The following is a 24,225-nucleotide window of genomic DNA, read 5'->3' as shown; positions in this document are numbered from 1 at the left end:
AACAAGTGAAAAAACTATTCGTAATCGCACTCAATCTTGTCATTCTTGGTGGCGCAGCTTGGCTCGGCTATCAAAAATTTGAAGAGTATTTTAATAACCCTTGGACACGCGACGGCCAAGTGCGCGCGAACGTCATCAAAGTAGCTCCTCGTGTATCAGGCCCAATTGTAAATGTCGCGGTGCAAGACAACCAAGAAGTGAAAACAGGCGATTTACTGTTTGAAATCGATCCTGCGACTTACGAAGTTGCTTTGTCTCAAGCCGAAGTAGCACTGGAGCGCTCCATTGTTAGCTCTCGCGGTAAAAAAATCGAATACGACCGCCTTAAAGATATTCGCGCGAAAGACCGCGGCGCGGTTTCTCACAAGGATCTGATTCGTCGTGAAATCGCTTACGAAGAATCGCTACTGCAAATCAAATCTGCAGAAGAGCAACTAAAATCAGCACGCCTTAATCTCAGCTTTACCAAAGTTTATGCGACCGTCGATGGTTTTGTATCTAACCTCGATATTAGAAACGGTACGCAAGCGGTCGCAAACCAACCACTGCTCGCACTGATCGACAAAAACAGCTTTTGGGTATTTGGTTTCTTCCGTGAAAACCAACTTGCGCAAATCGAACCTGGCAGCCAAGCGCGTGTCACTTTGATGTCTCACCCAGACACGCCAATTGACGCGACGGTTGACTCGATTGGTTGGGGTATTGCGCCCAAAGACGGCACGGTCGGCTACAACCTTCTTCCAAACGTAAACCCTGTTTTTCAGTGGATTCGCTTAGCACAACGTATTCCGGTGCGAATCTCCCTACAAGAACTTCCTGAAGATGTTGATCTTCGATTCGGGCTTTCTGCGTCCATCATGGTGATGAAAGAGTCATCCGCAGAAAGTGAACAATAACTAAGTGAGAAGAGCCATGGTCATTGGTAAAAACCTCAAAAATATTAATGAAGAAAACAACTTCTTCTATCTAACCTTAGCACTAGTGATTTTGTTGCTAGGGAGTGCGATGGCACAAGTCGTAGGTGAAGGGACGATTGAACACATACTTCAGGCTTTCACGGTTCTGACGTTTATCGTCTGTTTTGCGAGCCTTCGCTTTGACAAAACCTGGTCTCGTTTCCTCTACAGCCTGTTTGGTGTTTGGGTTCTTGTGATTGTGATCAAGACCGTTTTCGACATCAGAGAGATGAATGTGGTGATGCTTGCCCTCACCTTTGCGTTCTTTTTCGGCACTTTTAAATCCATCGCAAGACAGATTCTTTTCACCGGCCATGTCAACAGCAACAAAGTCATTGGCTCGGTAGCGCTTTTCTTGCTACTTGGTCTGATGTGGGCGATTGCCTACCTCATTCTGCTTGAGTTTTCGCCTGAAGCCTTTACCGGTATGGAAGCGATTTCTTGGGGGCAGAACTTCTCCAATGCAGCGTATTTCAGTTTCGTTACCTTAACCACGCTCGGTTATGGCGACATTAGTCCTCTAACACCACTGGCTCAAGTCGTGGTGTATTTAGAGGCCATCACAGGTGTTTTTTATATGGCGATTGTTGTTTCAAGTCTCGTCAGTTCTAACATTGATCATCAGGTAAACAAAAATGGATAAACAATCGGTAAAAATCGACAGTAAGCTTTTCATCAGTAATATGGTGGAATCAGCAATACGCATTGGCTTGATCTTTGTCTTGCTGATGTTTACGTACGACATCATCAAACCCTTCATACTTCCGGTTATTTGGGGCGCTATTATAGCCGTCGCTTTAATGCCGCTTACCCAAAAATTGCAGCGTGTATATGGTGGTCGCAGAGGTCTGGCAGCCACAACCATTGCTTTACTTGGTATTGCCCTCCTTGTCACGCCACTTGTTATGGTATCAGGCTCCATTGTGGATGGTGCAACGCACGCGCTTGAAGTACTACAAAATGGTCAAGTGAAAATACCAGGGCCAAAACCTTCCGTAGCGGATTGGCCTATCGTGGGTGATAAGCTCTACGAAGTGTGGACCCTATTCGCTACTAATCTTGAGCAAGCGATTCAAACCTTTATGCCACAAATAAAGGCAGGACTCACATCTTTACTGGGTACACTGGGGGGCGTATTGGGAAGTTTACTGCTTTCAATCTTGTCACTTGCTATTGCAGCAGGTTTCATGACGTACTCTGAATCTGCGGCATCAGGCCTAAGAACCATCGCGATTCGTACCGCTGGTGAAAACGCAAAAAGCTGGACCACGCTTATCGCAGCGACAATTAAAAGCGTACTGCTTGGCGTAGTCGGTGTAGCGGCGATTCAAGCACTGTTGATCGGTGCTGGTTTCTTCGTATTTGGCGTTCCGGCAGCAGGTTTACTCACACTGCTTCTAATGATCTTATGTATCGCTCAGCTCCCGGCGTTGCTCGCAGTGCTACCTGTGATTGGCTTCATGTACATGACCCAAGACACCTCAACAGCAACCATGTTTACTGTTTGGGTCGTAGTTGCGGCTCTTTCTGAAAACCTGTTCAAACCAATGTTAATGGGACGTGGCGTCGACGTGCCAATGCCTGTGATTCTGCTCGGTGCCATCGGTGGTATGCTTTTCTACGGCATCGTTGGTCTGTTCTTAGGTGCCGTTATCCTAGCAATTTGGTATGAGTTATTTGTTTGGTGGTTGAGCATTGAGAAAGCACAACAGCAAGAAGAAATGGCAGAACAACAAGACGCTTCTGATGACCAATCAGAACCTGGACACGGTGCTGGCATTTAATAAATCAATAAGTTAGAAAGAAATTTAATCTATAACTTATGATATCAAACCGCTGCATTTCAGCGGTTTGATTCTATTTGGATCACAGTTTCGTCGTAATAAATGCGATAAAAATGACGTTCTTGTTAAATTTTCATACTTATTACACTTGGGAGTTGCAATCGGGCAATGAACGATGCACTCTCGATGACCACTAATTTGCTTAGGATAAAAACAATGAAATTGATCAAGCCTTTAACTTGTGCGCTTGCTCTCGCAATGAGTGGCATGGCATTCGCAGATGTAACCGTGAGTGTTCCTGACAACGTTTCAGTATTGGCGGCTAACGGTGAAAAAGCAGATCTTTCTGGTGGTTTTTTCGCCTCTGAAAGAACACTGACGTTACCTGATGGCCTTAACCAAGTCGTATTTCGTTTCGCCCCTTACTTCAACCAAGGTAATGACCGTTTAAGTGTTGAAAGCGATGTTATCGTTACACGATTTGACGCGACCAATGCCGAACTCACTCTACAAATGCCAGAATACCGCAACCTACGTGATGCGGAAGAGAAGATCAAAGACTTAGATTGGAAACTGGTTGATGATTCTGGCAACGCAATCGCGGTTGACCAGGACAAGTTGCTCAAACCGGGTATGCAAATCGGTCGTGATTACGTGCGTGAAATCGAAGATTATAACCAAGCTGGCGGTGCAGCAGCCGTGGCTTTTGCTGGCGCAGCAACCATGCAGCCAGTCACGCTTCCTGCAAAGGTTCCTGCGGATATGAAGCAAGTGAGAGCAACTGCGGTTAAAGCGGATTCGACAGCTGAAGAGATGCTGCACTTCTGGTACCAAAAAGCAGACGCAGAAACCAAAGCTCGCTTTAAGAAATATGTTAATCAACAGTAAATCTGGTTAACTTTATCGATATTAAAAAAGCCACTTCACGTGGCTTTTTTGATCAAAAATTAGGAAGCTTGGACAACTTTAGTATTGGCGATCAAGTCATGCAACAATCGTCGCTCCGGATGAAAGAACAACAATGCCAAATTTACCAACGGGATCCCCGGAATGAGCATCTCCAGCAAGTAGCTAATAACAAGCCTTAACCCTGCTGTAACTTTCGTTGCCTTACTATCATTTTTCATTACAACTTTAATACCAATCATGCGCATACCAATGGTTTGCCCATGACTCAATGCATTCCAGTTGATCATTAAAACCGTTGGTAAAGAAAGCAAGTAAAACGCCTGAGTTTCACGAACAAGCGTGAGGTTATCTGCTAAAGAGAGCTGAAAGTCGTTAAGAAAAGAGTTAATACTCAATGCGATGATTAACACGACCACCATCGCAAAGAGCAGGTCGATAAAACCAGCAATGATTCTCTGTTGCTTGCTCGCGATAAAAGCATACATGGACTTCAGTCACCTCAATGTAATTGGTTAAGCGAGAATGACTGAGTGTACAGACGCGCAATGGTGAGCGCAGTTTAGGTATTGCCAACATAATATTCAACTAAGAACATACTAAATCGCGATCGTATCTCAAAAGTAATCATTACATCTTGAGCATAACCGTATCAATTTAACAAAACGCTACCAGTAACGTTCGTAAATGATATTTCCCCCAGTTTGATGGCGATACTTTTCCAAGCCTAGCTCTTGTAAAACGGGCACGGTATCTTTGATCATTTGTGGATTCCCACACATCATGACAAAGCTACGCTGAGCTGAGAATGGCGCATCAGCGGCGTTGGACAGTAAACCCGATTCGATGAGTTCAGGAATTCGGCCTTGTAATTTACCGTCAACCACTTCCCTGCTGACTATCGGTATATACTTTAATCGGCCTTCATATCGTTGCTGAAGCTGTTCAATAAGGTATTTATAAACCAGATCTTTTTCGAAACGAACGGCATGAACCAGCACAATGCGCTCATTGTGAGGCGGTAGGTTTATATCATCCAGCAGCGACAAAAACGGTCCAATCCCCGTACCTGTAGATAGCAGCCACAGGTCATGAGCCTGTTTAGGAATAGAGTCATGGATTAAATCGCCATGTGCGGTGGCACCGACATAAATGCTATCACCAGATTTAAGCTTTTGGAGCCGTGGAGAAAGTTGTCCTTGAGGGTCGGCTACTATTAGAAATTCCAACCAATCGAATTGCTCGCTTGGCGCATTAACCACAGAGTAAGCACGGCTGATCGGCTTACCTTCATCATCAAGCAAAGCAAGCTTGGTGAATTGGCCAGCTTTAAATGAAAGAGGCGCGCCAGATATTCTCAAACTGAACAGCTCACCTGTCCAATCAATGCGTTTCTCAACTCTTGCGAGGTTGAAACCTTTGAGTTCAATCATGAGACACCTCCTATCTGGTTACTCTTAGTTAAACTTACGCCTTCAACTCGATTATGTAAAGTTTCTAGTTTACATAATCAAACCACTATTTCATTTCACATTTTAAAAACAATTTTATTACATATTAAATGATTACATCTAGAATAAATGCTCAAAGTGATAAGTCGCGTCGCAATTTGTGGCAAAGCAGATGAAAAAGGAGCAATAGAAATGGACACACTGTTAAAGGACTTTCCCGTTATCACAGAGATAAAAGTCGCATGGGGTGAAATGGATGCTCTGCAACACGTTAATAACGTGGTCTATTTTCGCTACTTCGAGACCGCACGTTTAGATTACTTCAACAAAATTAACCTGCTGGTCGACCTGCAGACCTCGCAAATTGGGCCAGTACTGAGCGAGACTCAATGCCGCTACAAATTGCCTGTTACTTACCCAGACACGCTATTAGTCGGTTCTCGCGTAATCGACATGCAAGAAGATCGCATCACAATGGAGTACCAAGTGCTGAGTAAGAAGTGGGGGAAAATTGCGACCATCGCGACCGCCACTGGTGTGATGTTTGATTTTAAGAACAACGTTAAAGCTGCGATTCCAGATCACGTTCGCCAGTCGATTTTAGACTTGGAAGGAACCGTGGGTAGTACGCATCATTTGGAGTAGCAAGAAACGAGAGATTAAAGGCGAGGTTCCCGACAGCGCTTCTTCATCGCTATCGGGAATGATGCTGAGGTACCATTCCAACTTACGCAATAAGAAAACTAGCGTCATTCTAATGAGCCTAAGTGAATCATTCGAAACCTCGCTAAACGTAACAGCAGCGCGACTCTTCCAGCCTACGCGATAAGAAAGCTACGTCATTCTAGCGAGCCATAGCGAGACTAAGAATCTACTTACCGCTTGCTGCAGACCATAAAGCCATGAATAAACTCAATACAATCTGAGAGTAGATTCTGAATCACGCTCGTTCCTCGCTGTTCAGAATAACAGTTCGAGTTTGGCTCTGAGTTCTACAAAACCATCTAAAAAAGCGATTCCAGACAAGCCTAAGTGACCATCCGGAATCTCGCTTGAGACGCATCAGCAGCGCGACTCTGCCAGCCTACGCGATAAGAAAAGCTACGTCATTCTAGCGAGCCATAGCGAGACTAAGAATCTACTTACCGCTTGCTGCAAACCATAAAGCCATGAATAAACTCAATACAATCTGAGAGTAGATTCTGAATCACGCTCGTTCCTCGCGGTTCAGAATGACGATTCGAGTTTGGCTCTGACCTCTACAAAACCATCTAAAAAAGCGATTCCAGATAAACCTATGTGACCATCCGGAATCTCGCTTTAGACGCATCAGCAGAGCGACTCTTTCAGCCTACGCGATAAGAAAAGCTGCGTCATTCTAGCGAGCCAAAGTGAGACTAAGAATCTACTTGCCGCTTGCTACAGACCATAGAGCCATGAATAAACTCAATACAATCTGAGGGTAAATTCTGAATCACGCTCGTTCCTCTCGGTTCAGAATGACGGTTCGAGTTTGGCTCTGAGCTCTACAAAACCATCTAAAAAAGCGATTCCAGACAAGCCTAAGTGACCCTCCGAAATCTCGCTTGAGACGCATCAGCAGCGCGACTCTTCCAGCCTACGCGATAAGAAAAGCTACGTCATTCTAGCGAGCCAAAGCGAGACTAAGAATCTACTTGCCGCTTGCTGCAGACCATAAAGCCATGAATAAACTCAATACAATCTGAAGGTAGATTCTGATTCACGCTCGTTCCTCGCAGTTCAGAATGACGGTTCGAGTTTGGCTCTGACCTCTACAAAACCATCTAAAAAAGCGATTCCAGATAAGCCTAAGTGACCATCCGGAATCTCGCTTTAGACGCATCAGCAGAGCGACTCTTTCAGCCTACGCGATAAGAAAAGCTACGTCATTCTAGCGAGCCATAGCGAGACTAAGAATCTACTTACCGCTGCTGTAGGCCCATAGAGCTATGAATAGACTCAATACAAGCCTGAGGGTAGATTCTGAATCACGCTTTAAACGTAACAGCAGAGCGACTCTTCTAGCCTACGCGATAAGAAAAGCTACGTCATTCTAGCGAGCCATAGCGAGACTAAGAATCTACTTGCCGCTTGCTGCAGACTATAGAGCGGTTAGCAGAATGTCTCGATGTACAGCGCTTCGACTTTGTCTCTTGCCCATTGCGTTTTACGCAAAAACTTCAGAGAAGATTTGATCGACGGATCTTTCTTAAAACAGTTCACTCGAATGCGCTCATACAGGCCATTCCAACCAAAGTGTTCAACTAGTCGGGTGACGATTTTTTCTAAACTCAACCCGTGAAGTGGGTTATTCGGCTGCTGTTGGCTCATGCTATTGATCCGGTAAAGTGAAGTTTCGCGCTAATCTAACTCAAACTCGCCGTGCAACCTAATGTTTTAACCTTGAATTGGCCTACGACTCTCCCCTATAGTAGCCCAAACTTCTTAAAAGCCCTTTTCATTATGAAAGCCCTCAACGACCTCAATATTTTTGTCGAAACCGCGCGCCAAGGCAGCTTTTCAAAAGCCGCTAACAGCATGGACATGACACCTGCCGCCATTAGCGCATCGATTAAGCGTCTTGAAGGGCAAATCGGTTTCCCACTGTTTGTGCGTTCCACCCGAAGCCTGCGTTTAACCTCAGAGGGCGAACTGTTTTTAGACAAAACCACGCAAGCGTTGGCAACATTGCAAGAGGGGTTGGATCAGATCTCAAGTGCGCGCGGGGAGTTGTCTGGTCAGCTGCACATTACTGCACCCTCCGATTTTGGTCGCAATATGTTGCTCGATTGGGTGGATGAGTTCATCGATCTCTACCCAAATGTTTCCATTAAACTAGAGCTGTCCGATAGCTTGACGGATATGTATACCAAGCCTGTCGATATTGCGATTCGCTACGGCGAACCGGCCGACTCCAATCTGGTCGTATTGGCATTGTGTGGGTCAAACGAACGGATATTATGTGCATCGCCAGAGTACGTAGCTACACATCCAGAACTCACCTCTCCTGCCGATTTAACGCAACACAATTGCTTGTGCTACATGGTCGCGGATTCGGTCTACAACAAATGGACGCTCACGCGTGGCAGCGAGAAAGAACAAATCGTGGTCAGCGGTAACTTGTTGAGCAACGATAGTGACTTGCCACACCGGTTAGCGATCAAAGGCAAAGGCATTGCGAATAAATCATTGATGGACATTAGCCGAGACTTAATCGAGGGAAGATTGGTGCGAGTGTTACCAGAGTGGGATTGCGGCCCAGTGCCGCTCTACATGGTATGTGCCGATCGTCGATTATTGACGCCAACGATTCGGACTTTCCGCGACTTTATCCAACAAAAATGCTGCCAGCAACGCGCCAACGTGCTGGCAACCTTCTGTCATTAGGCGATAAATCGAAGAGGACGAATCTGGGTATATTCAACCCAATCATTCTCTTCCAATGTTTCAAGAAACGTCGCCATATGCGGGCTTTGCAAATGCTTATCCAAGGCCTCTTGCGATGCCCAGATTTCTTGGAACATAAATAGGCCATCAACTTTTTCGTCGAGATACAACTCGTATTGGCAACAGCCTTCTTCTTTACGAGTTGGCTCTAGTAAACCAGCAAGCAAATTCACCACCTGATCCTTGCTGTCTGGGTAGGCTTTCACTTCTGCAACTAAGTGGATCATCGTTTTATCACTCTTTTGCGATTTATATATTGATTACAGGGTTCTACGTCACCTGTAAGTAAGCTCGAATTAGATCTCGGTGAATACGGTTTCTGTGTCCCAGCGAGACTTTGGCGTTTTCGCGTTGAAGTCATCTTCCGCGTGGTAGCCCAGCGGCACGATCACAACGCTGGTGTAACCTTTTTCACGCAAGCCAAATTCTTCATCCAGCACTTTGGGATCAAACCCTTCAATTGGCACTGCATCAATTTCTAGCGTCGAAGCTCCCAGCAGCAACGTACCCACGTTGAGGTAAACTTGTTTCTCCATCCAATGGTTCGCATCTTTCAGATCAAAACGGTGCATGTTTACAAAGTAGCTACGACCACCGCGCACAGCCGCTTTCGCTTCTTCAGTTGGGAATCGACCATCTTTTTCTTCTTGCACCATTAGCGCTTCAATGTAGTCGTTATCGATGCCTGTTTTTGCACAAAACACCAATACGTGAGAAGCATTGAGAATCTTCGCCGCGTTAAACGCGTAGTTCTCTTGCGCCGCTTTAGCGATGCGCTGTTTGCCTTCTTCTGTGCTTGCCAGAATGAAATGCCAAGGTTGAGAGTTTACACTCGATGGACTAAAACGAATCAGCTCTTTAACTGCGTCGATTTTTTCTTGAGGTAGCTTGCGCGTTGGGTCAAACACTTTCGTTGAGTAACGAGATTTTGCAGCTTGTACGATATCCATGAGGTTCTCCAATTAATGAACTTAAGCTGTGTAACAGCATAACCTCATGAGATAAAGGGAAAAACCGATTTCGATTAAAAACATTTTCAAAATAAATTTGAAAATAAAACGATAAGAAAGGCTTTGAGCGTTCTCACTGAACTTCTTCATCTTTTTAGCAATAATGCATGTTTGCTCGCAACCAAACTCAACTCATGCTGCCTCAAGATAACGTTATTACATCCTTTCTGTGCAAAAAGCTCGGTCACAATCACCTTCGAATTGCCGGCGAATATTGGCACATTGAGAAGTTGGTTGCCTTGCAATGCATGATGTTGAAAGAAGCGCCTAACCTCCAAGAAGGGCTGCTTTGGTGGAGTAAAAGTGTTTCATTATTCGACCGCCGTTTGTACGTCACATTGCAACATGGTGATGCCCAAATCCATCTGCAAGTCGAATGCAGAACGGCCGATATGCCAAATTGGGCGGAGTCGGTGTTTGGCTTGCTCAAAATGCAATTGGAAATGCTTGAGCTAAGCGAATCAATACAGGTACAAATTCAAGCCAGCAATCCACTCGCGGCCGATATTTTTCTAAGGGAAACGCGAGATTCTAAAACGAGTTCAAGCGTGTTTGACCTGGTGAAACATGTTTATTTGCTGCTTTCTCACCAGCCAATTGAGCAACCAGAATTACTGAGTGTTTTGAACGCCTTGTTCATCAAAAACAGCAATTACGCGCTCAAGTTAGAGCAAGCGGCAAGGCAACTGGGCGTCTCCAAACGCACCTTGCAACGTCGACTGCAAGAGAAGCAAATGAGCTACTCTCAATGCGTTGATTTCGCGAAAAGAAAGCAAGCACTCACTTTGCTTGCCGACACCCAACTCACAACGCAGCAAATCGCCTATCAACTTGGTTACGAAGAACCATCGAACTTTCACCGCACTTTTCGTCGTTGGTATCCGTTTTCACCCATGCAGTATCGCCAACAATGTTTGGATAACCAAACTCAGCTAAATCAGCAACCGATCCGCTTGTACTACGCCAAAGCCAATACCTTCGACGATAACCACATCGACCAACCTGTCGGCAAAATCTGGATGGAAGTGGACAATATTGCGTTTGAAAAAGTGGTCTCGGTAGAATGCCGTGACCGTGATGGCGCATGGCGGCGCTACCCCGCCTTCTTCGAGCGTTTTTTAAGTCATGGCACCGAACTCTGGGCAACGACCGAACTTCCGGTGGCGCATCCCCTTACCTTTCGCCTGTGTTACGAAGTCGATGGGGAGCGTTACATTGAGAATAACCACCAGCGTGATTATGTAGTTTCTAAGGGGCTTTTAATTGGCGCAACGGAATATATTGTCCCGACTCGGCAACTTATTAACATTGGGGCGCAATATACGCTCTTTATCGAACTGGCATGCCGACTTGAAAACGTTGCGAGGATTGACTGTTACGCCGATGATGACCCCACACCTCACGCAATGCGCTTAACCAAACACTCGCTACATTATGCTTGTTGGGTGCTGCAATTATCGCTCACTCAAACTACAAAGCAGTGCCGTTTCCGCCTTTATGATGAATCCGGCAACGAGCTCGCGAAAGAGCATTACCCGATACAATATCCTATTGTGCAACCGCTCAATTAAAACTGTCGGTCAGATCAAAATCGTCTCTTCGTGACATCATTTCACGTCTTTTTTGGCGTGAAATGACACTCTCAATTTCAAACCTTTGATTTATCGTTTCCGCATTGCTGCACAACGGAGACAAAAACCGTGTTTGAAACCTTACCTAACCCTATGAATAAAATAAAAATACTCCCTATAGCGATCGCCCTAGCTCTTTCTGGCTGTGGTAGCGATGAAACTACGCCAACCGATACAGGAAGCCACGTGGCATCTCCTGATTGGCAAGACCAGATCATTTACTTCTTGATGATCGACCGTTTTAACGACGGCGACAACACGCTTAACGATCAAGGTCAGAATGAATACGATCCTACCTCAGACAAGAAATTCAGTGGTGGAGACCTGGTTGGTGTCAGTGACAAACTGGGCTACATCGAAGACCTAGGCGCTACCTCTATCTGGATTACACCGCCAGTGGCAAACCAATGGTGGGATGCCGAGCAAAACTACGGCGGCTACCATGGCTACTGGGCGCGTGATTTCCAAAAAGTGGATGAGCACTTTGGTGACATGGAAAGCTACCAAGCGTTAGCGCGAGAAGTGCACGCTCGTAATATGTTCTTGATTCAAGACATCGTGACCAACCACGTAGGTAACTTCTTCACTTACGATGACCCATACTATTACGACCCTAGCCTACCTTGCCAAGGTTTCCGTTTGATTGAAAATGCGCTGCCAGCAGGGCAAGAACTGCCTTATCCGCTCAACATGAATGAGTGTAAAGAAGACGGTACTGGCATTTACCACTGGACGCCAAGCATCACCGACCACAACGATCCCGTCCAAGAAAAAACCTGGCAACTGTCGGATCTGGATGATCTAAATACGTCCGATCCTGAAGTACGCGCTTATCTAAAAGAGAGCTACCGAAAATGGATTCGCGAAGTCGGCGTCGACGGATTCCGTATCGATACGGTGAAGTTTGTTGAACACGATTTCTGGAACGATTTCCTACACGCCGACGATGGTGTGATGACGCAAGCGGTTGATACTGGTCGTGACAACTTCCTCACTTTTGGTGAAGTATTCGAAACATCTACGCCCTACCACACCGAAGGCGAAGAGAAGATGCTGACTTACATCGGTGAAAGTGGCTCGCCGAAACAGCTAACCTCGGTACTGAACTTCCCATTGCAAGCGACCATGACGCGCGTATTTGCATCAGGGCAACCGACCGACTATTTACGTTTCCGTCTTGAGAAAATGATGGACATGTTCCCGAATCCATACATCATGCCGAACTTCATTGATAACCACGATATGCCACGTTTTCTATCGCAAGGCAGTGTCAACGATATGAAGCAAGCTCTGATCACAATGATGGCAGTGCCGGGCATCCCTGTGATTTACCAAGGTACAGAGCAAGCGATGTCAGCGGCGCGTGATGCGATGTTCGCCGGAGGGTATCGTGAAGATGGCAACTACGTAGACTCATTCGACCAAAACAGTGAGATGTACTTGTTTATTCAAGAACTTGCCAAGCTACGCACTGAAAACAAAGTCATGACACGCGGCGAAATGAAAGTGATTGGCAGCGATAAAGCGGGCGCGGGCGTGTTCGCCTTTACCCGCACTTTGGATAACGACGAAGTCTTAGTGGTAATGAACACATCTAACTCTCCAATGTTGATGAACCAACTCGATGTAGAACAAGTTGGTGGCACCGTCTTCAAACAACAAATCATGTCGAACTGGGTAGACGCTCCAGAGCAGTTAATCGCAGATGAAAACGGTTACGTAACCCTTGAGCTACCAGCCAAATCTGCCGTGATTTACTCAAAAACTAACGATACCCAATCGGTAGATACCCCAGACCTCAACATACAACTGGCGCAGGATTGGGAAGGAAAAACCATCACTGGTGATATTGTTATCGCGGGTAGTGCGAACGCCAACGAGAAGTTGAACCTTGTCGTCGATGGTAACTTAGAAACAGCGCAAGCCATTACTGCAGGCGCTGATGGTCAGTTTAGTGTCACGCTGTCGACTCGTCACTTTGCAATTGGCGAACAACAACACCGCTTCGCGATTTATTCTACTGAGAAAAAAGCTGGCATTGAAGATGTTAACTTTGTGTCGGACTTAAGCTGGTCAAACACGCCAGACGACACTATTGATGACGCGGGTGATGCGCAAGATGGCATGGGCGGTCCTAACGGTAACTATTCGCTACCAACGGATCCAACATTCGATAAAAACAATAGCCAACTCGCAATCAACAAAGCTGAGGTATTTACCGTTGGCAGTAACGTACGTTTGACCTTCACTATGGACAACATCACCGACACTTGGTTGCCACCAAACGGCTTCGACCACGTAGGTTTCACCATCTTTATTGATTTACCTGAAGAAGCCGCAACTAACTTGTCTGAGCTACCGAAGATCAACGCTTCTATGCCAAGCGGAACCTGGAGTCGTAATGCGGTTGTTTTTGGCTGGCAAAGTTCGATTTACAACACCAAAGGAGCAAATGCGACGACATGGGGAGAAGCGGTCACGCCAGCACCAACAGTGACAGTAGACAAAGCCAATAACACTATTTCGATGGACTTTGCGAGTGACGCGCTGGGCCGCCCAGATTCGCTCGATGGTATCCGCTTCTATGTCACGACTTGGGACTTAGACGGCCTTTCGGCAACTTACCGTCCGCTAGAACAAGACAAAGGCCCTTGGAACTTCTCCGGTGGCGCATCGGATGAAAGTAAGATTTGGGACGATTTACCAATCATCACCTTGTCGGAATAAACCGTTAAATAAAACACCGCCCAGCGTTTAGCTGGGCGGCCATCAACAAAAAAATGCAGAAAGACACTTCTGCTCGTTTTTATTCTAGTTAAAGAACGATTTCACCCACAGCACCAGACTGTCCCAAAGCTGAGCGAACCACGAGCCCTCTTCTACCGCTTGGCTGCTGACCAAGGGATAACTCGCCACGGTACTGTCATCGCTTTTCCAAACGACCTTACCAATCTCATCTCCTTGCGCGATCGGCGCAATCAACGGTTCATTTAACACCACACTCTTATCAAGCCCAGCCGTCATTGAACGAGGCAGAGTGAGATAGGCATCTTTAGCAAAGATCGCCTCAACTTGATTAGCATTTCCCTTCCAAACGCGAACTTTAGACTCAACTTCCCCCTGTTTAGCAACTTGCTTGGTGTCATAAAAGCGAAAACCATAGCTGAGTAGATTCTTCGATTGGCTGATCCGAGCCTGTTTACTTGGCGTACCCATCACCACCGAGATAAGGCGCATTCTTCCTTCTTTGGCCGAGCTCACCAAGCTGTATCCGGCATTGCTGGTGTAGCCGGTTTTTCCCCCGTCGACATCAATGGAATTGTCCCACAACAACTTATTGCGGTTGTACTGCGTAATGTCGTTCCACTTGAAGACTTTCTCACTGTATAGCGCGTACACATCAGGAACATCGCTGATGATCGACTGCATGAGTCTTGCCATATCGGTTGGTGAGGTTTGGATGCCATCACTATCAAGACCATGGGAGTTCACAAAATAGGTGTCTTGCAGTCCTAATTTCTCCGCCCAACCATTCATCAAGGCAACAAAGCCGCGTTCACTGCCTGCAACATGCTCAGCCAGTGCAACGCACGCGTCATTTCCTGATTGGATGATCACGCCGCGCATTAAGTTCGCAACACTAATTTCATCTTTCGGTTTGATGAACATTTTAGAAGAACCGGGAAACTTGGCCGACCACGCGTTTTCGCTCACGGTGACAACATCATCCCATTTCAAACGCCCCGCTTTGATTTCTTGTCCAACTACATAAGCGGTCATCAACTTGGTTAAACTCGCCGGAGCAAGGCCTGCTCGCCCGTTATACTCGGCAATAATGGCACCGGATTGAAAGTCCATTAATACGTAGCCTTTTGCCTGTAACTGAGGTGGGTTGGGCGTAACAACGGCAAAAGTAGGTACGCTTATTAAACAAGTCACAATTGTCCATCGAGCCAGTGACACTTTCATCCGACTTCCTCCATGCTCTTACTTTGTCGCAACTCTATTGAGCATAGCTCACTCAACCAATTGCACCAGTCGCTAATCGTTTCATTTTCTTGAACTTACATTGATTTGACCAAGGTATAGAACTGAAGAGGCAATTGGGAAATAGCGTTGGTTCTTCGCGCCATTCGCAGTAAAGTAGCGCTACCCCTCAATAAGGAAATAAAGATAACAATGAACGCTCAATCATTTATCGACGCAGGATTGCATTACACTCCCCACAGTTTTACCGTTCCTCTGGATTACCAAAACGCGAGCAAAGGCACCATTGAAGTCTTCGCCCGTGCGGTTTGCCTAGTTGGCGAGGAAGAATCGACCAAACCTTGGTTGGTTTACTTTCAGGGCGGACCTGGCTTTCCCTCTCCGCGTCAAAACGGCAATAACGGCTGGGTAAAACGCGCGCTGCAAGAGTACCGAGTTTTGCTTCTCGACCAGCGCGGTACGGGCAACAGCAGCGTAATTAATCACCAGACGCTTGCTCACCTCACGCCAGAGCAACAAGCAGACTACTTGAGCCACTTCCGAGCGGATAACATCGTGCGCGACGCGGAATACATTCGTGAGCAATTTGGCGTCGAAAAATGGGCGATCTTAGGTCAAAGCTTTGGTGGGTTTTGCTCCCTCACCTATTTGTCTTTGTTCCCAGACAGCTTGCTACAAAGCTACATCACAGGTGGCGTGCCATCAGTCTCACGTCATGCCGACGATGTGTATGAAGCCACTTTCAAACGCACCATGGAGAAAAACCAAGCGTTCTTCCAACAATTTCCCAATGCGCAACAACTTTGCCAAAACATTGCGAATCACTTGCTGGAAAATGAAGAGTACCTACCAAATGGTCAACGCTTCACAGTGGAGCAATTTCAACAAATCGGCATCAACTTTGGTGTGAGTGATACTTTCTTACCAACTTACTATTGGCTAGAAAGCGCGTTGATTGAAGTGAACGGCAAACCACAACTTCGTTATGAGTTCTTAAACGATATGTTGGCGCAGCAAAACTTCCAAACCAACCCGATCTACGCCATTTTGCATGAATCGATTTACTGCCAAAGCTTCGCGTCGAATTGGAGTGCGCACCGCGTTCGCCAAACCCGATCAGAGTTTAATTATGAATCTGGCAAGCCATTTTACTTTACGGGGGAAATGGTCTTCCCATGGATGTTCGACCAATACGTTAACCTCAAACCACTAAAAGACGCCGCAGAAATATTGGCAGCGAAAAAAGATTGGACTGCGCTGTACGATCAAACACAACTGGCTCAGAACAAAGTGCCTGTCAGTTGCGCCGTTTACGCCGATGATATGTTTGTTGAAATGGATATCAGCCGAGAGACGCTCGCGTTAATACCAAACTCAAAAGCGTGGATCACCAATGAGTACGAGCACAACGGCTTACGTGCCGACGGTGAACGTATTCTCGACAGGCTCATCGCCATGGGCAAACAGACCGCAGCTACGTTGAAATAAGCACGGCAGACGTTAGAAAAACGCCTTTTCAGTATGTGGTGAAAAGGCGTTTTATAGCGGTTTATGAACAATGGCGATCAGTCATTCACTCTTTGTCCCTAAACCTTTATCCCTCACCACCTCATGTATAAAACTGCGACATGTCCTTTCCTTGTCAATGACTCCGGTGATTATTTGGTGCTTCTTGCGCCTAACTTTTTTGAAGGGCCTAAAACAGAATAACAGCATAAATTTAAGCCAAAAGTATCGGCTCCAACCTACCTAACTCACTATAATTAATGCTTATAATTTGAACACATATCGGCTTCACCTGCGGACATGCTCCCCCTATCAAAGACCGCCAGGCCCCGCCTACTCATAATATCCGTATAATTTGTCCGTATTTCCGACTAGTTTAGTCAGGTATACTTCGTGCCGCTAAAATTTTAAGGTCGTTGACCACCTGTATTTTTAAAGGAAACCTCATGAGTCAGTATGTAGTTTGTGCGCTGTACAAGTTTGTTGAGCTGAATAACTATCGAGAGCTACGCGAGCCATTACTTGCGTTGATGGAAAAACACCATATTCGCGGAACATTACTACTGGCAAGTGAAGGTATCAACGGTACTGTTGCATCTGATCGTGCAGGTATTGATACGCTACTGGAGTGGCTAAACAACGAACCTCGTTTGACTGGCACCGTATACAAAGAGTCGTATTCTGAGACCCAGCCATTCAATCGCACCAAAGTGAAATTGAAAAAAGAGATCGTAACATTAGGTGTTGAAGGTATAGACCCTCGCCACGTAGTGGGTACTTACGTGAAACCTCAAGAGTGGAACGATCTTATTGCTGATCCTGAAGTGTTTGTTGTCGATACACGTAATGATTACGAAATCGAGATCGGGACATTCAAAGGCGCTGTAAACCCAAATACTGAAACCTTTCGTGAATTCCCAGACTATGTAAAAGAAAACATGGACCCGGCAAAACACAAGAAAGTTGCGATGTTCTGTACCGGTGGTATCCGCTGCGAAAAATCAACGGCTTACATGAAAGAACAGGGCTTTGATGAGGTCTACCACCTAGAAGGCGGCATTCTTAAATATCTTGAAGAAGTTCCTCAAGAAGAGAGCATGTGGGAAGGCGATTGTTACGTATTTGACGGTCGTGTTGCCGTGAACCACCAGCTAGAAAAAGCAGATTACGATTTATGTAACGCTTGTCGTCTACCGATCACTGAAGAAGACAAACAGTCAGAATTGTTCGAGCAAGGCGTGAGCTGTCCAAAATGTCACGGCACACACTCAGAAGAACAAATTGCTCGATTCCGCGAGCGTGAAAAACAAATTGTTCTTGCAGAGCAGCGAGGCGAGCAGCATGTTGGTGGTGAAAGTGCCAAGCAAAGAGAAGCTCGACGTGCCGCTAAGTACGCGCAAAAAGAAGCGCAGCGTAAACAAGACTAAGCCCAACTCTCCTTATATTTAGCGAGCTGCCGTAAGGTGGCTCGCTTTTACTACGCACCAATACTCTTTCAATACAATTTTGTATCCCTCACCAATACCTCTAGTTGATTGTCTCTTTTGCCTTCGGGTAGCCCCACCATTTCATCATAAGCACTTTGATGCACTAGAACCTGCTTATTTGCTTTGATATTCCTGCACTTCTTTTGCATCTCGATCAGGGAATGAGCCCTCAAAAAGATACCGTTGTCATCAGTGATAAATTGCGCTTCTCCATCAATCACGACAGATGCCTGGTACAATGCGAGATCAAGCGAATGAATGACCAATTTGTCTACATAGAAGTATTTTTGTAACTTACTCAATGGTATTGCCATGTGTCACCTCCCTGAAAGTTACCTCTACGTTTTGTAGAATAAAACCGATCATTGGATGAGATTTCTTCGGTTTACTTGCGTACAACATCGGAAACAAAGAGGATTCCGATGCAAACAATCAATGTCGTGTGGTTAAAGCGAGATTTAAGGCTGACTGACCATCAACCACTAACTCAAGCATTATCAACAAAGCACCCAACTGTGCTTTTGTATATTGTTGAACCATTGCTATTGAACAACCCACACTATTCTGAGCGCCACTGGCGATTTGTTTGGCAATCACTGCAAGACATGGATGAAACGCTCAAAGCGTATGGGCATCGAATCACGGTGCTGTTTGACGATGCCTTAGCATGTTTCCAATCAATTCAAGCGCAATATCAAATCAACGCTGTTTTTTCTCACCAAGAAATAGGACTCAACTGCACCTTTGAACGAGACCGACAAGTTGCCGCTTGGCTGTATGAGCAGAACATCGACTGGTTTGAATTCGAACACGGTGCTGTAATCAGAGGTGCAATAAACCGGCAAGGTTGGGACAAACATTGGGACTCTGTCATGAGAGCCTCAATAAGCCCTATTGAGCTCCAAACCGACTTATTGCATTCATTGGATGCAGAAGCTCTCGGCTGTTCGTTTTCGCCACCATCATCCTGGCTATCAAAATGCAAAGGAATGCAAACGGGAGGAAGCCGGCTCGCTTGGAAAACACTAGAGGACTTTTTCCATCGTCGAGGTCGTGATTACTATCGAAGCATTTCTAGTCCCACAGCCTCACGCACAGCCTGTACTCGACTTTCTCCATATCTCGCTTGGGGTAACATATCCTTGCGTGAAGTTTATCAATACCTTTTGAAACACTGGCAAGTCGCTGGGTTTCGTCGCAGCTTAATTGCATTGTCTTCACGGCTTCATTGGCACTGTCACTTCATCCAAAAATTCGAATCGGAATACGACATGGAGTTTTACTGCGTTAATCGGGCTTACGAACCATTGATTAAACAAAGTAGTACTTTCGATGAAGAAAAGTTAGCAGCATGGAAATCCGGGCATACTGGCGTACCTTTGATTGATGCCTGCATGCGCTGTTTGCACCACACTGGTTACATTAACTTTCGCATGCGTGCCATGCTGGTTAGCTTTCTTACTCACCACATGAACATGGATTGGCGAGTAGGTGTAACGCATTTAGCGCAACTGTTTCTCGACTTTGAGCCTGGAATTCATTACCCACAATTCCAAATGCAAGCAGGAGTAACCGGGACTAACACAATCCGTATTTATAATCCGATCAAGCAGGCCCAAGAACATGATCCTAACGGTACGTTCATCTACAAGTGGGTACCTGAGTTACAAATGGTTCCTCCCCCTCTTTTATTCGAGCCCTGGACAATGACCCAGATGGAAGCTGTCATGTATCAATTGCAGCCAGATAGCCGTTACCTTGCACCTATTATCGCACCAGACAAAGCAGCTAAGGCAGCAAGAGAGCGCTTATGGACGTGGCGGAAACGAGCTGATGTGAAACAAGAAGGCAGACGAATTCTTGCGCGACATGTTAGACCCTCAAAAGAAAGTAGGACGCGATGATCATCTTTCAATCACGATGCGTACAAATGCAAACACACTCCAGGGAACCCGTTGTACCCTCAACTAGTAAGGAACACATTATGTTCAAACGTATCTTAGTTATCGCGGCGACACTGATGGCGACATTATCTTTTATGCTTCCCGTTCAGGCTCATGAGCATGGCATGATGAAAGCCGATATTGTCGACGTTGCCGCTGAAAATGGCTCTTTCAATACGCTTGTTGCTGCGGTGAAAGCAGCGGGCCTGGTTGACACTCTCAAAGGGGAAGGCCCATTTACTGTTTTTGCACCAACGGATGACGCTTTTGCAAAACTGCCAGACGGCACAGTCGACATGCTCTTAATGCCGGAAAACAAAGACAAGTTAGTATCTGTTTTGACTTATCACGTCGTCCCAGGGAAAGTGATGGCTGCCGATGTTGTTAAGCTAGACAAAGCGACTACGGTTCAGGGGCAAGATGTGATGATTAAAACCATGGGCGATAAAGTCATGGTTAACGATGCAAATGTCATCGCAACCGATGTGAAAGCTAAAAACGGTGTCATTCACGTGATTGATACTGTCATTATGCCGAAATAACACCATCCAGAGGGCGGTACACTCCGCCCTTTAGACAGAACTTCTTCCACCCTTAGCACGATTCCTCTCCACTTATCCCCACCCCCACTCATTCACCATGACTATAAAAAGGATAAAAACAAAATTAAAATCAATACCTTGCAATACGACACTGCACAATATTGACGAGGTTAAGATATCGTTATCTTTCAATTTGAGAACAGGATTCCATGTCAGTGACGTTTACTTTTCCACATGTAAATTCTTAAGCTAAATTTTGGCTGCTCAATCACATTTCGGCAAACCATTCGAAAGGGTGGGACGCAAAGCTTCCGGTCTGTCAGCATTTAAAAATCTAAAAGAATGCTCATGATAGCGGGGTTACCATGACGCAGTGTTACAGAAGTCCAATTTCTGTAGCGTTGCTTTATGCTCAGCATGCGCCGGGGTGTGACACTAGTTTGTCAGCCATAACAGAGGACATGTGATGAAATCATTTCCAACCAAATCCGTACTCGCGTTAGCACTTGCAAGCATTAGCTCAGGTGCTGCGGCTCACGGTTATGTATCAGAAACCAATGGTGGTGTCGCTGCAAGTCGCTCGGCACTATGTAAGTATCCAACGCCAGATACTAACGAAAAAAATAATAACTGCGGTGCGATTCAATATGAACCGCAAAGCGTTGAAGGCCCTGATGGCTTTCCCGAAACAGGGCCTCGCGATGGTAAAATAGCGAGTGCCGAAACCGCTTTAGCAGCTGCCCTTGATGAGCAAACTGCCGACCGTTGGGTAAAACGCACTATTCAAGCAGGTACACAAACTTTTGAATGGACATTTACCGCTAACCACGTGACGCGCGACTGGAAATATTACATCACCAAGCCTGATTGGAACCCAAACGCTTCACTATCACGAGACTCTTTTGATCTAACTCCTTTCTGTGTCGTCGACGGCAATATGGTTCAACCCCCGAAACAGGTAAGCCATCAATGTAATGTGCCTACTCGCGAGGGATACCATGTCATCCTGGCAGTATGGGATGTTGGCGACACTGCAGCCTCATTTTATAACGTGATCGATGTGAAATTTGATGGTGACAGTCCCGTTATTCCAGATTGGAAGCAAGGCGGTCAAATTATTCCTACAATGGATTTAAATATTGGGGATTCGGTTTATACGCGCGTATTTGATCAAGCAGGTGAAAACATAGCGTATAGAACTGAACTAGAAATTACCGATGCAGCAATGGGCCAAGCGAAAAACTGGTCTTACGCACTCGCGACTAAGCTAAACCAAGAACAAGCAAAACTGCAAGCCGGGCAGTATGCAGAGGATAAATTCACTCCTGTTTATGGTACTAATCCGGTGTATCTGCAAGCAAATAGCGGCCTTGAGCGAGTAGAGATCGGCTATAACATTGAAACTCCTGTTCCAGAATACTCACTCACAGTAGATGGCTTAGCAGACGAATATATCATTGAGTCAACACCGACAACGTTGGATCTGACACTAACTGCTGAAGGCGATTTAAATGCAGAACTCACCGTTTACAATCACCATCGCGAACCACTTGCAAGTTGGGCAAACGAAATGAAAGACGGCTCGGTAGAGGCGATATCGCTCGCTTTAAGTAAATCGGAGCCGGGTCACCATATGCTCGTAACACGTATTAAGGATAAAGATGGCAACTTGGTGGATCAGCAAACACTCGACTTTCACTTAAAAGAAGAGTCAGTTACTCCACCACCATCTGATGAGTACGATTTTGTCTTCCCTGAAGGACTATCTAGCTACACGGCGGGCACAAAAGTGCTTGCCAGCGACGGGGGCATTTATCAATGTAAACCTTTCCCATACTCTGGTTACTGTATGCAGTGGAAAGAAAGCGCAAATCATTACGAGCCTGGAATAGGTTCACACTGGGAGATGGCTTGGGATAAAGTCAACTAAATCACCCTTTGAACGTTAAGTAAAAAGAGCCTCACGATGAGGCTCTTTTATAATCAAACGCAAAAATGACAGCTTTCCCGGTCTAAACCATGAACACCAGATAAACTAGTGAGATGCGCTCGCCCCTCAATCAGTCCCATTTCATACCCTTCTAGTAAAACGGATTGTCGCATTGATAAGCGCTGAACATGAAAATTATCTGGTGGGGCAATTACCCTAACATGTGTTCCTGGTGGAGGGTTACGAATAAACTCTAATGATTGATTATAGTTATCTGCACGTCTTAACATCGCATCCGCCATTTTGGGGTGCTCCGCAAAAAGTTTCTTCATCAGCCATGTGGTCTTAACTGGCTTTTTGGCATAATTCAGCGGGTGAGAGAGTACTACGGTTATGTCGCGAGCCCCTCGACGATAAGCTTCACGCACTGGGATAGAGTCCGCGACCCCACCATCGGTATAACAACCACCAGAAAAACAAGGGGTATGCTTGTAGGCAATCGGTAATGCTGTTGTCGCTTCAATCGCATGGTGAAAATTATCAGGTGTCACGCGATAGTAATCTGCCTGCCCTGTATCTACATTTGTTGTCGCTGCGAGAAAAGGAACGCCATTAAACAGTTTATTTTCATCGACGGGATACAAGCGATTAGATTCTTCAAACAACCACTTCACATCGATGAGGTCTCCACCTTTAACGAAGCGAGTCGGGTCAAAAAAGCGTTTGCTTGTGGCCAGCTTAGTAATGACGTTAATACTGCGATGCGGGTAGTCGGTCAAATACCCAATCAAATTTGATGCACCAGCAGATACACCGATTGCAAAATCAAACGGTTTATAACTCTGCTCTAAAAACGCATCTAACACTCCGCTTGCGAAGACGCCTCGCATCGCGCCACCTTCTACTACAATTGCTTTTGTTGCCATATTTCCCCCATTCTCCTTGCCAAAAGAGTAATGAAATTCGTGCAATCACAACAATTGAATATTCTTATTATTGAAATAGGTGAAGTCTATTTATTTCTCTCTTAGAAAATGAAAACTAAAGTTCAAAAAATCCGTACCCGTTAGAAATGTAATTGCGGGCTTAACCAAGGTGGCAAGGTCTAAGAGAAATCTAGGAGAAAACCGTTTTATAGGCTTCGCCCGCGCCATCAATGAACATTTGAGTACCAATAACCGCTAGAATTAAGCCCATCATTTTAGTCACAACATTTAGAGCACTTGGTCCAACCGCTTTGACCAATTTGTCTCCAAATAAAAACAGTACATAGGTGATCACACAGAGGACAGCGAAAGAAACGATAGTAATAATGGTTTGATCGAAACCACCCACTGTCGCAAAGTTCATCGCGGTAGCAATCGTTCCAGGCCCAGCTAATATTGGCATCGCCAGTGGAGACACTGCAATACTCAATGCCGCCCGTTGCTGAGCTGGTGAATACGCCTTCTCTTTGGTTTTCTGATGCGTCGAATCACCTTGAAGCATGTTAAAACCTATCAAAAACACCAAAATACCGCCTGTTATTCGCAATGCATAAAGCGTGAGGCTTTGTTGCGTAATTCAGACGAGAAACCAAACCTCCTAAAGTTGAGCGACTTTTATACAATATACTGAGTTTCAG

General features: G+C 45.7%; 21 protein-coding genes, 1 pseudogene and 1 riboswitch. Of the genes and pseudogenes, 13 read left to right on the top strand and 9 right to left on the bottom strand.

Annotated features, from left to right (window positions below):
• The first annotated feature begins 5 nt into the window (after window positions 1-5).
• The 4 genes from R7127_RS16240 (at window position 6) to R7127_RS16225 (ending at window position 3,628) form a co-directional block, all read left to right on the top strand.
• Entirely contained in the window at window positions 6-896 is an 891-nt protein-coding gene (locus R7127_RS16240) for an HlyD family secretion protein (RefSeq protein ID WP_025768613.1), read from the top strand.
• Window positions 897-912: 16 nt separating this feature from the next.
• On the top strand, window positions 913-1,599 hold the full coding sequence (locus tag R7127_RS16235; protein ID WP_017634413.1) for a potassium channel family protein: 687 nt from the start codon (window positions 913-915) through the stop codon (window positions 1,597-1,599).
• Window positions 1,592-2,740: an AI-2E family transporter gene (locus tag R7127_RS16230; protein WP_005386936.1), complete on the top strand. Its 1,149-nt coding sequence runs from the start codon at window positions 1,592-1,594 to the stop codon at window positions 2,738-2,740. Before R7127_RS16235 ends, R7127_RS16230 begins: the two co-directional genes overlap by 8 nt.
• Window positions 2,741-2,956: 216 nt before the next feature.
• On the top strand, window positions 2,957-3,628 hold the full coding sequence (locus R7127_RS16225; RefSeq protein WP_017634411.1) for a DUF2057 domain-containing protein: 672 nt from the start codon (window positions 2,957-2,959) through the stop codon (window positions 3,626-3,628).
• Window positions 3,629-3,687: 59 nt separating this feature from the next.
• Here R7127_RS16225 and R7127_RS16220 read toward each other — a convergent pair whose 3' ends face one another.
• Both R7127_RS16220 and R7127_RS16215 read right to left on the bottom strand, forming a co-directional pair.
• The gene (locus R7127_RS16220; RefSeq protein WP_005374936.1) at window positions 3,688-4,134 is read right to left on the bottom strand and encodes an RDD family protein; all 447 of its coding nucleotides are present in this window, start codon (window positions 4,132-4,134) and stop codon (window positions 3,688-3,690) included.
• Between the two features lie 180 nt (window positions 4,135-4,314).
• Entirely contained in the window at window positions 4,315-5,079 is a 765-nt protein-coding gene (locus R7127_RS16215; protein ID WP_005374935.1) for a ferredoxin--NADP reductase, read from the bottom strand.
• A gap of 210 nt (window positions 5,080-5,289) precedes the next feature.
• Between R7127_RS16215 and R7127_RS16210 the strand changes: the two genes are divergently transcribed.
• Window positions 5,290-5,742, top strand: a complete 453-nt coding sequence (locus R7127_RS16210; protein WP_005374933.1) for an acyl-CoA thioesterase — start codon at window positions 5,290-5,292, stop codon at window positions 5,740-5,742.
• A 1,488-nt stretch (window positions 5,743-7,230) separates the two neighbouring features.
• Here R7127_RS16210 and R7127_RS16205 read toward each other — a convergent pair.
• Window positions 7,231-7,449 (bottom strand): VF530 family DNA-binding protein, encoded by a 219-nt coding sequence (locus R7127_RS16205; protein ID WP_025768615.1) that lies wholly within the window; start codon window positions 7,447-7,449, stop codon window positions 7,231-7,233.
• A gap of 132 nt (window positions 7,450-7,581) precedes the next feature.
• Between R7127_RS16205 and R7127_RS16200 the strand changes: the two genes are divergently transcribed.
• Window positions 7,582-8,505: a LysR family transcriptional regulator gene (locus R7127_RS16200; RefSeq protein WP_025768616.1), complete on the top strand. Its 924-nt coding sequence runs from the start codon at window positions 7,582-7,584 to the stop codon at window positions 8,503-8,505.
• On the opposite strand, the gene R7127_RS16195 is transcribed toward R7127_RS16200, so the two are convergent.
• Window positions 8,502-8,792, bottom strand: a complete 291-nt coding sequence (locus R7127_RS16195; RefSeq protein ID WP_005374925.1) for a putative quinol monooxygenase — start codon at window positions 8,790-8,792, stop codon at window positions 8,502-8,504. The two genes, R7127_RS16200 and R7127_RS16195, sit on opposite strands and share 4 nt — an antisense overlap.
• A gap of 69 nt (window positions 8,793-8,861) precedes the next feature.
• The gene (locus tag R7127_RS16190; RefSeq protein WP_031411911.1) at window positions 8,862-9,515 is read right to left on the bottom strand and encodes an oxygen-insensitive NAD(P)H-dependent nitroreductase NfsB; all 654 of its coding nucleotides are present in this window, start codon (window positions 9,513-9,515) and stop codon (window positions 8,862-8,864) included.
• Window positions 9,516-9,682: 167 nt separating this feature from the next.
• Here R7127_RS16190 and R7127_RS16185 point away from each other — a divergent pair, with 167 nt between their 5' ends.
• Together R7127_RS16185 and R7127_RS16180 are read left to right on the top strand one after the other, a co-directional pair.
• Complete coding sequence (locus R7127_RS16185) at window positions 9,683-11,146, top strand: helix-turn-helix domain-containing protein (RefSeq protein ID WP_172563935.1); 1,464 nt, start codon at window positions 9,683-9,685, stop codon at window positions 11,144-11,146.
• 129 nt (window positions 11,147-11,275) lie between these two features.
• Window positions 11,276-13,933 (top strand): alpha-amylase family glycosyl hydrolase, encoded by a 2,658-nt coding sequence (locus R7127_RS16180; RefSeq protein ID WP_172563936.1) that lies wholly within the window; start codon window positions 11,276-11,278, stop codon window positions 13,931-13,933.
• 84 nt (window positions 13,934-14,017) lie between these two features.
• Here the strand turns inward: R7127_RS16180 and R7127_RS16175 are convergent, their stop codons facing one another.
• Window positions 14,018-15,175 carry a D-alanyl-D-alanine carboxypeptidase family protein gene (locus tag R7127_RS16175; protein ID WP_104976414.1) on the bottom strand — a complete coding sequence of 386 codons (1,158 nt, stop codon included), beginning with the start codon at window positions 15,173-15,175 and terminating at the stop codon, window positions 14,018-14,020.
• A gap of 210 nt (window positions 15,176-15,385) precedes the next feature.
• Between R7127_RS16175 and R7127_RS16170 the strand changes: the two genes are divergently transcribed.
• Both R7127_RS16170 and R7127_RS16165 read left to right on the top strand, forming a co-directional pair.
• Window positions 15,386-16,681: an alpha/beta fold hydrolase gene (locus R7127_RS16170; protein ID WP_172563937.1), complete on the top strand. Its 1,296-nt coding sequence runs from the start codon at window positions 15,386-15,388 to the stop codon at window positions 16,679-16,681.
• Between the two features lie 464 nt (window positions 16,682-17,145).
• Complete coding sequence (locus R7127_RS16165) at window positions 17,146-18,126, top strand: rhodanese-related sulfurtransferase (protein WP_054574886.1); 981 nt, start codon at window positions 17,146-17,148, stop codon at window positions 18,124-18,126.
• 68 nt (window positions 18,127-18,194) lie between these two features.
• Here the strand turns inward: R7127_RS16165 and R7127_RS16160 are convergent, their stop codons facing one another.
• Entirely contained in the window at window positions 18,195-18,500 is a 306-nt protein-coding gene (locus R7127_RS16160; protein WP_005374898.1) for a DUF6482 family protein, read from the bottom strand.
• A gap of 108 nt (window positions 18,501-18,608) precedes the next feature.
• On the opposite strand from R7127_RS16160, the gene R7127_RS16155 reads away from it, so the two are divergent.
• The 3 genes from R7127_RS16155 (at window position 18,609) to gbpA (ending at window position 22,601) form a co-directional block, all read left to right on the top strand.
• Window positions 18,609-20,090 (top strand): cryptochrome/deoxyribodipyrimidine photo-lyase family protein, encoded by a 1,482-nt coding sequence (locus R7127_RS16155; RefSeq protein ID WP_054574885.1) that lies wholly within the window; start codon window positions 18,609-18,611, stop codon window positions 20,088-20,090.
• Window positions 20,091-20,170: 80 nt separating this feature from the next.
• A complete protein-coding gene (locus tag R7127_RS16150) occupies window positions 20,171-20,671 on the top strand; it encodes a fasciclin domain-containing protein (RefSeq protein ID WP_005374896.1) in 501 nt (166 codons plus the stop codon).
• Between the two features lie 267 nt (window positions 20,672-20,938).
• Window positions 20,939-21,039, top strand: a riboswitch (cyclic di-GMP riboswitch).
• A gap of 98 nt (window positions 21,040-21,137) precedes the next feature.
• Entirely contained in the window at window positions 21,138-22,601 is a 1,464-nt protein-coding gene (gbpA, locus tag R7127_RS16145) for an N-acetylglucosamine-binding protein GbpA (RefSeq protein ID WP_033906674.1), read from the top strand.
• A gap of 53 nt (window positions 22,602-22,654) precedes the next feature.
• Here gbpA and R7127_RS16140 read toward each other — a convergent pair whose 3' ends face one another.
• Together R7127_RS16140 and R7127_RS16135 are read right to left on the bottom strand one after the other, a co-directional pair.
• Window positions 22,655-23,527 carry a patatin family protein gene (locus tag R7127_RS16140; RefSeq protein WP_033906673.1) on the bottom strand — a complete coding sequence of 291 codons (873 nt, stop codon included), beginning with the start codon at window positions 23,525-23,527 and terminating at the stop codon, window positions 22,655-22,657.
• 190 nt (window positions 23,528-23,717) lie between these two features.
• A pseudogene (locus R7127_RS16135) lies at window positions 23,718-24,149 on the bottom strand (MarC family protein); the annotation flags it as partial.
• Between the last annotated feature and the right edge of the window lie 76 nt (window positions 24,150-24,225).

This window comes from Vibrio sp. 1159 (assembly GCF_033340395.1).
GTDB lineage: Bacteria > Pseudomonadota > Gammaproteobacteria > Enterobacterales > Vibrionaceae > Vibrio > Vibrio alginolyticus.
The sequence above is the reverse complement of the archived record's forward strand: the minus strand, read 5'-3'. Positions and strand labels throughout refer to the sequence as shown.

Coding starts and splice junctions, on each gene's coding strand:
- R7127_RS16215 (WP_005374935.1), bottom strand. CDS start 5,079: ATGATTGAACTCAAAGGTTTCAACCTCGCAAGAGTTGAGAAACGCATT.
- R7127_RS16165 (WP_054574886.1), top strand. CDS start 17,146: ATGAGTCAGTATGTAGTTTGTGCGCTGTACAAGTTTGTTGAGCTGAAT.
- R7127_RS16205 (WP_025768615.1), bottom strand. CDS start 7,449: ATGAGCCAACAGCAGCCGAATAACCCACTTCACGGGTTGAGTTTAGAA.
- gbpA (WP_033906674.1), top strand. CDS start 21,138: ATGAAATCATTTCCAACCAAATCCGTACTCGCGTTAGCACTTGCAAGC.
- R7127_RS16170 (WP_172563937.1), top strand. CDS start 15,386: ATGAACGCTCAATCATTTATCGACGCAGGATTGCATTACACTCCCCAC.
- R7127_RS16155 (WP_054574885.1), top strand. CDS start 18,609: ATGCAAACAATCAATGTCGTGTGGTTAAAGCGAGATTTAAGGCTGACT.
- R7127_RS16210 (WP_005374933.1), top strand. CDS start 5,290: ATGGACACACTGTTAAAGGACTTTCCCGTTATCACAGAGATAAAAGTC.
- R7127_RS16230 (WP_005386936.1), top strand. CDS start 1,592: ATGGATAAACAATCGGTAAAAATCGACAGTAAGCTTTTCATCAGTAAT.
- R7127_RS16185 (WP_172563935.1), top strand. CDS start 9,683: ATGTTTGCTCGCAACCAAACTCAACTCATGCTGCCTCAAGATAACGTT.
- R7127_RS16140 (WP_033906673.1), bottom strand. CDS start 23,527: ATGGCAACAAAAGCAATTGTAGTAGAAGGTGGCGCGATGCGAGGCGTC.
- R7127_RS16220 (WP_005374936.1), bottom strand. CDS start 4,134: ATGTATGCTTTTATCGCGAGCAAGCAACAGAGAATCATTGCTGGTTTT.
- R7127_RS16190 (WP_031411911.1), bottom strand. CDS start 9,515: ATGGATATCGTACAAGCTGCAAAATCTCGTTACTCAACGAAAGTGTTT.
- R7127_RS16235 (WP_017634413.1), top strand. CDS start 913: ATGGTCATTGGTAAAAACCTCAAAAATATTAATGAAGAAAACAACTTC.
- R7127_RS16195 (WP_005374925.1), bottom strand. CDS start 8,792: ATGATCCACTTAGTTGCAGAAGTGAAAGCCTACCCAGACAGCAAGGAT.
- R7127_RS16225 (WP_017634411.1), top strand. CDS start 2,957: ATGAAATTGATCAAGCCTTTAACTTGTGCGCTTGCTCTCGCAATGAGT.
- R7127_RS16160 (WP_005374898.1), bottom strand. CDS start 18,500: ATGGCAATACCATTGAGTAAGTTACAAAAATACTTCTATGTAGACAAA.
- R7127_RS16175 (WP_104976414.1), bottom strand. CDS start 15,175: ATGAAAGTGTCACTGGCTCGATGGACAATTGTGACTTGTTTAATAAGC.
- R7127_RS16200 (WP_025768616.1), top strand. CDS start 7,582: ATGAAAGCCCTCAACGACCTCAATATTTTTGTCGAAACCGCGCGCCAA.
- R7127_RS16150 (WP_005374896.1), top strand. CDS start 20,171: ATGTTCAAACGTATCTTAGTTATCGCGGCGACACTGATGGCGACATTA.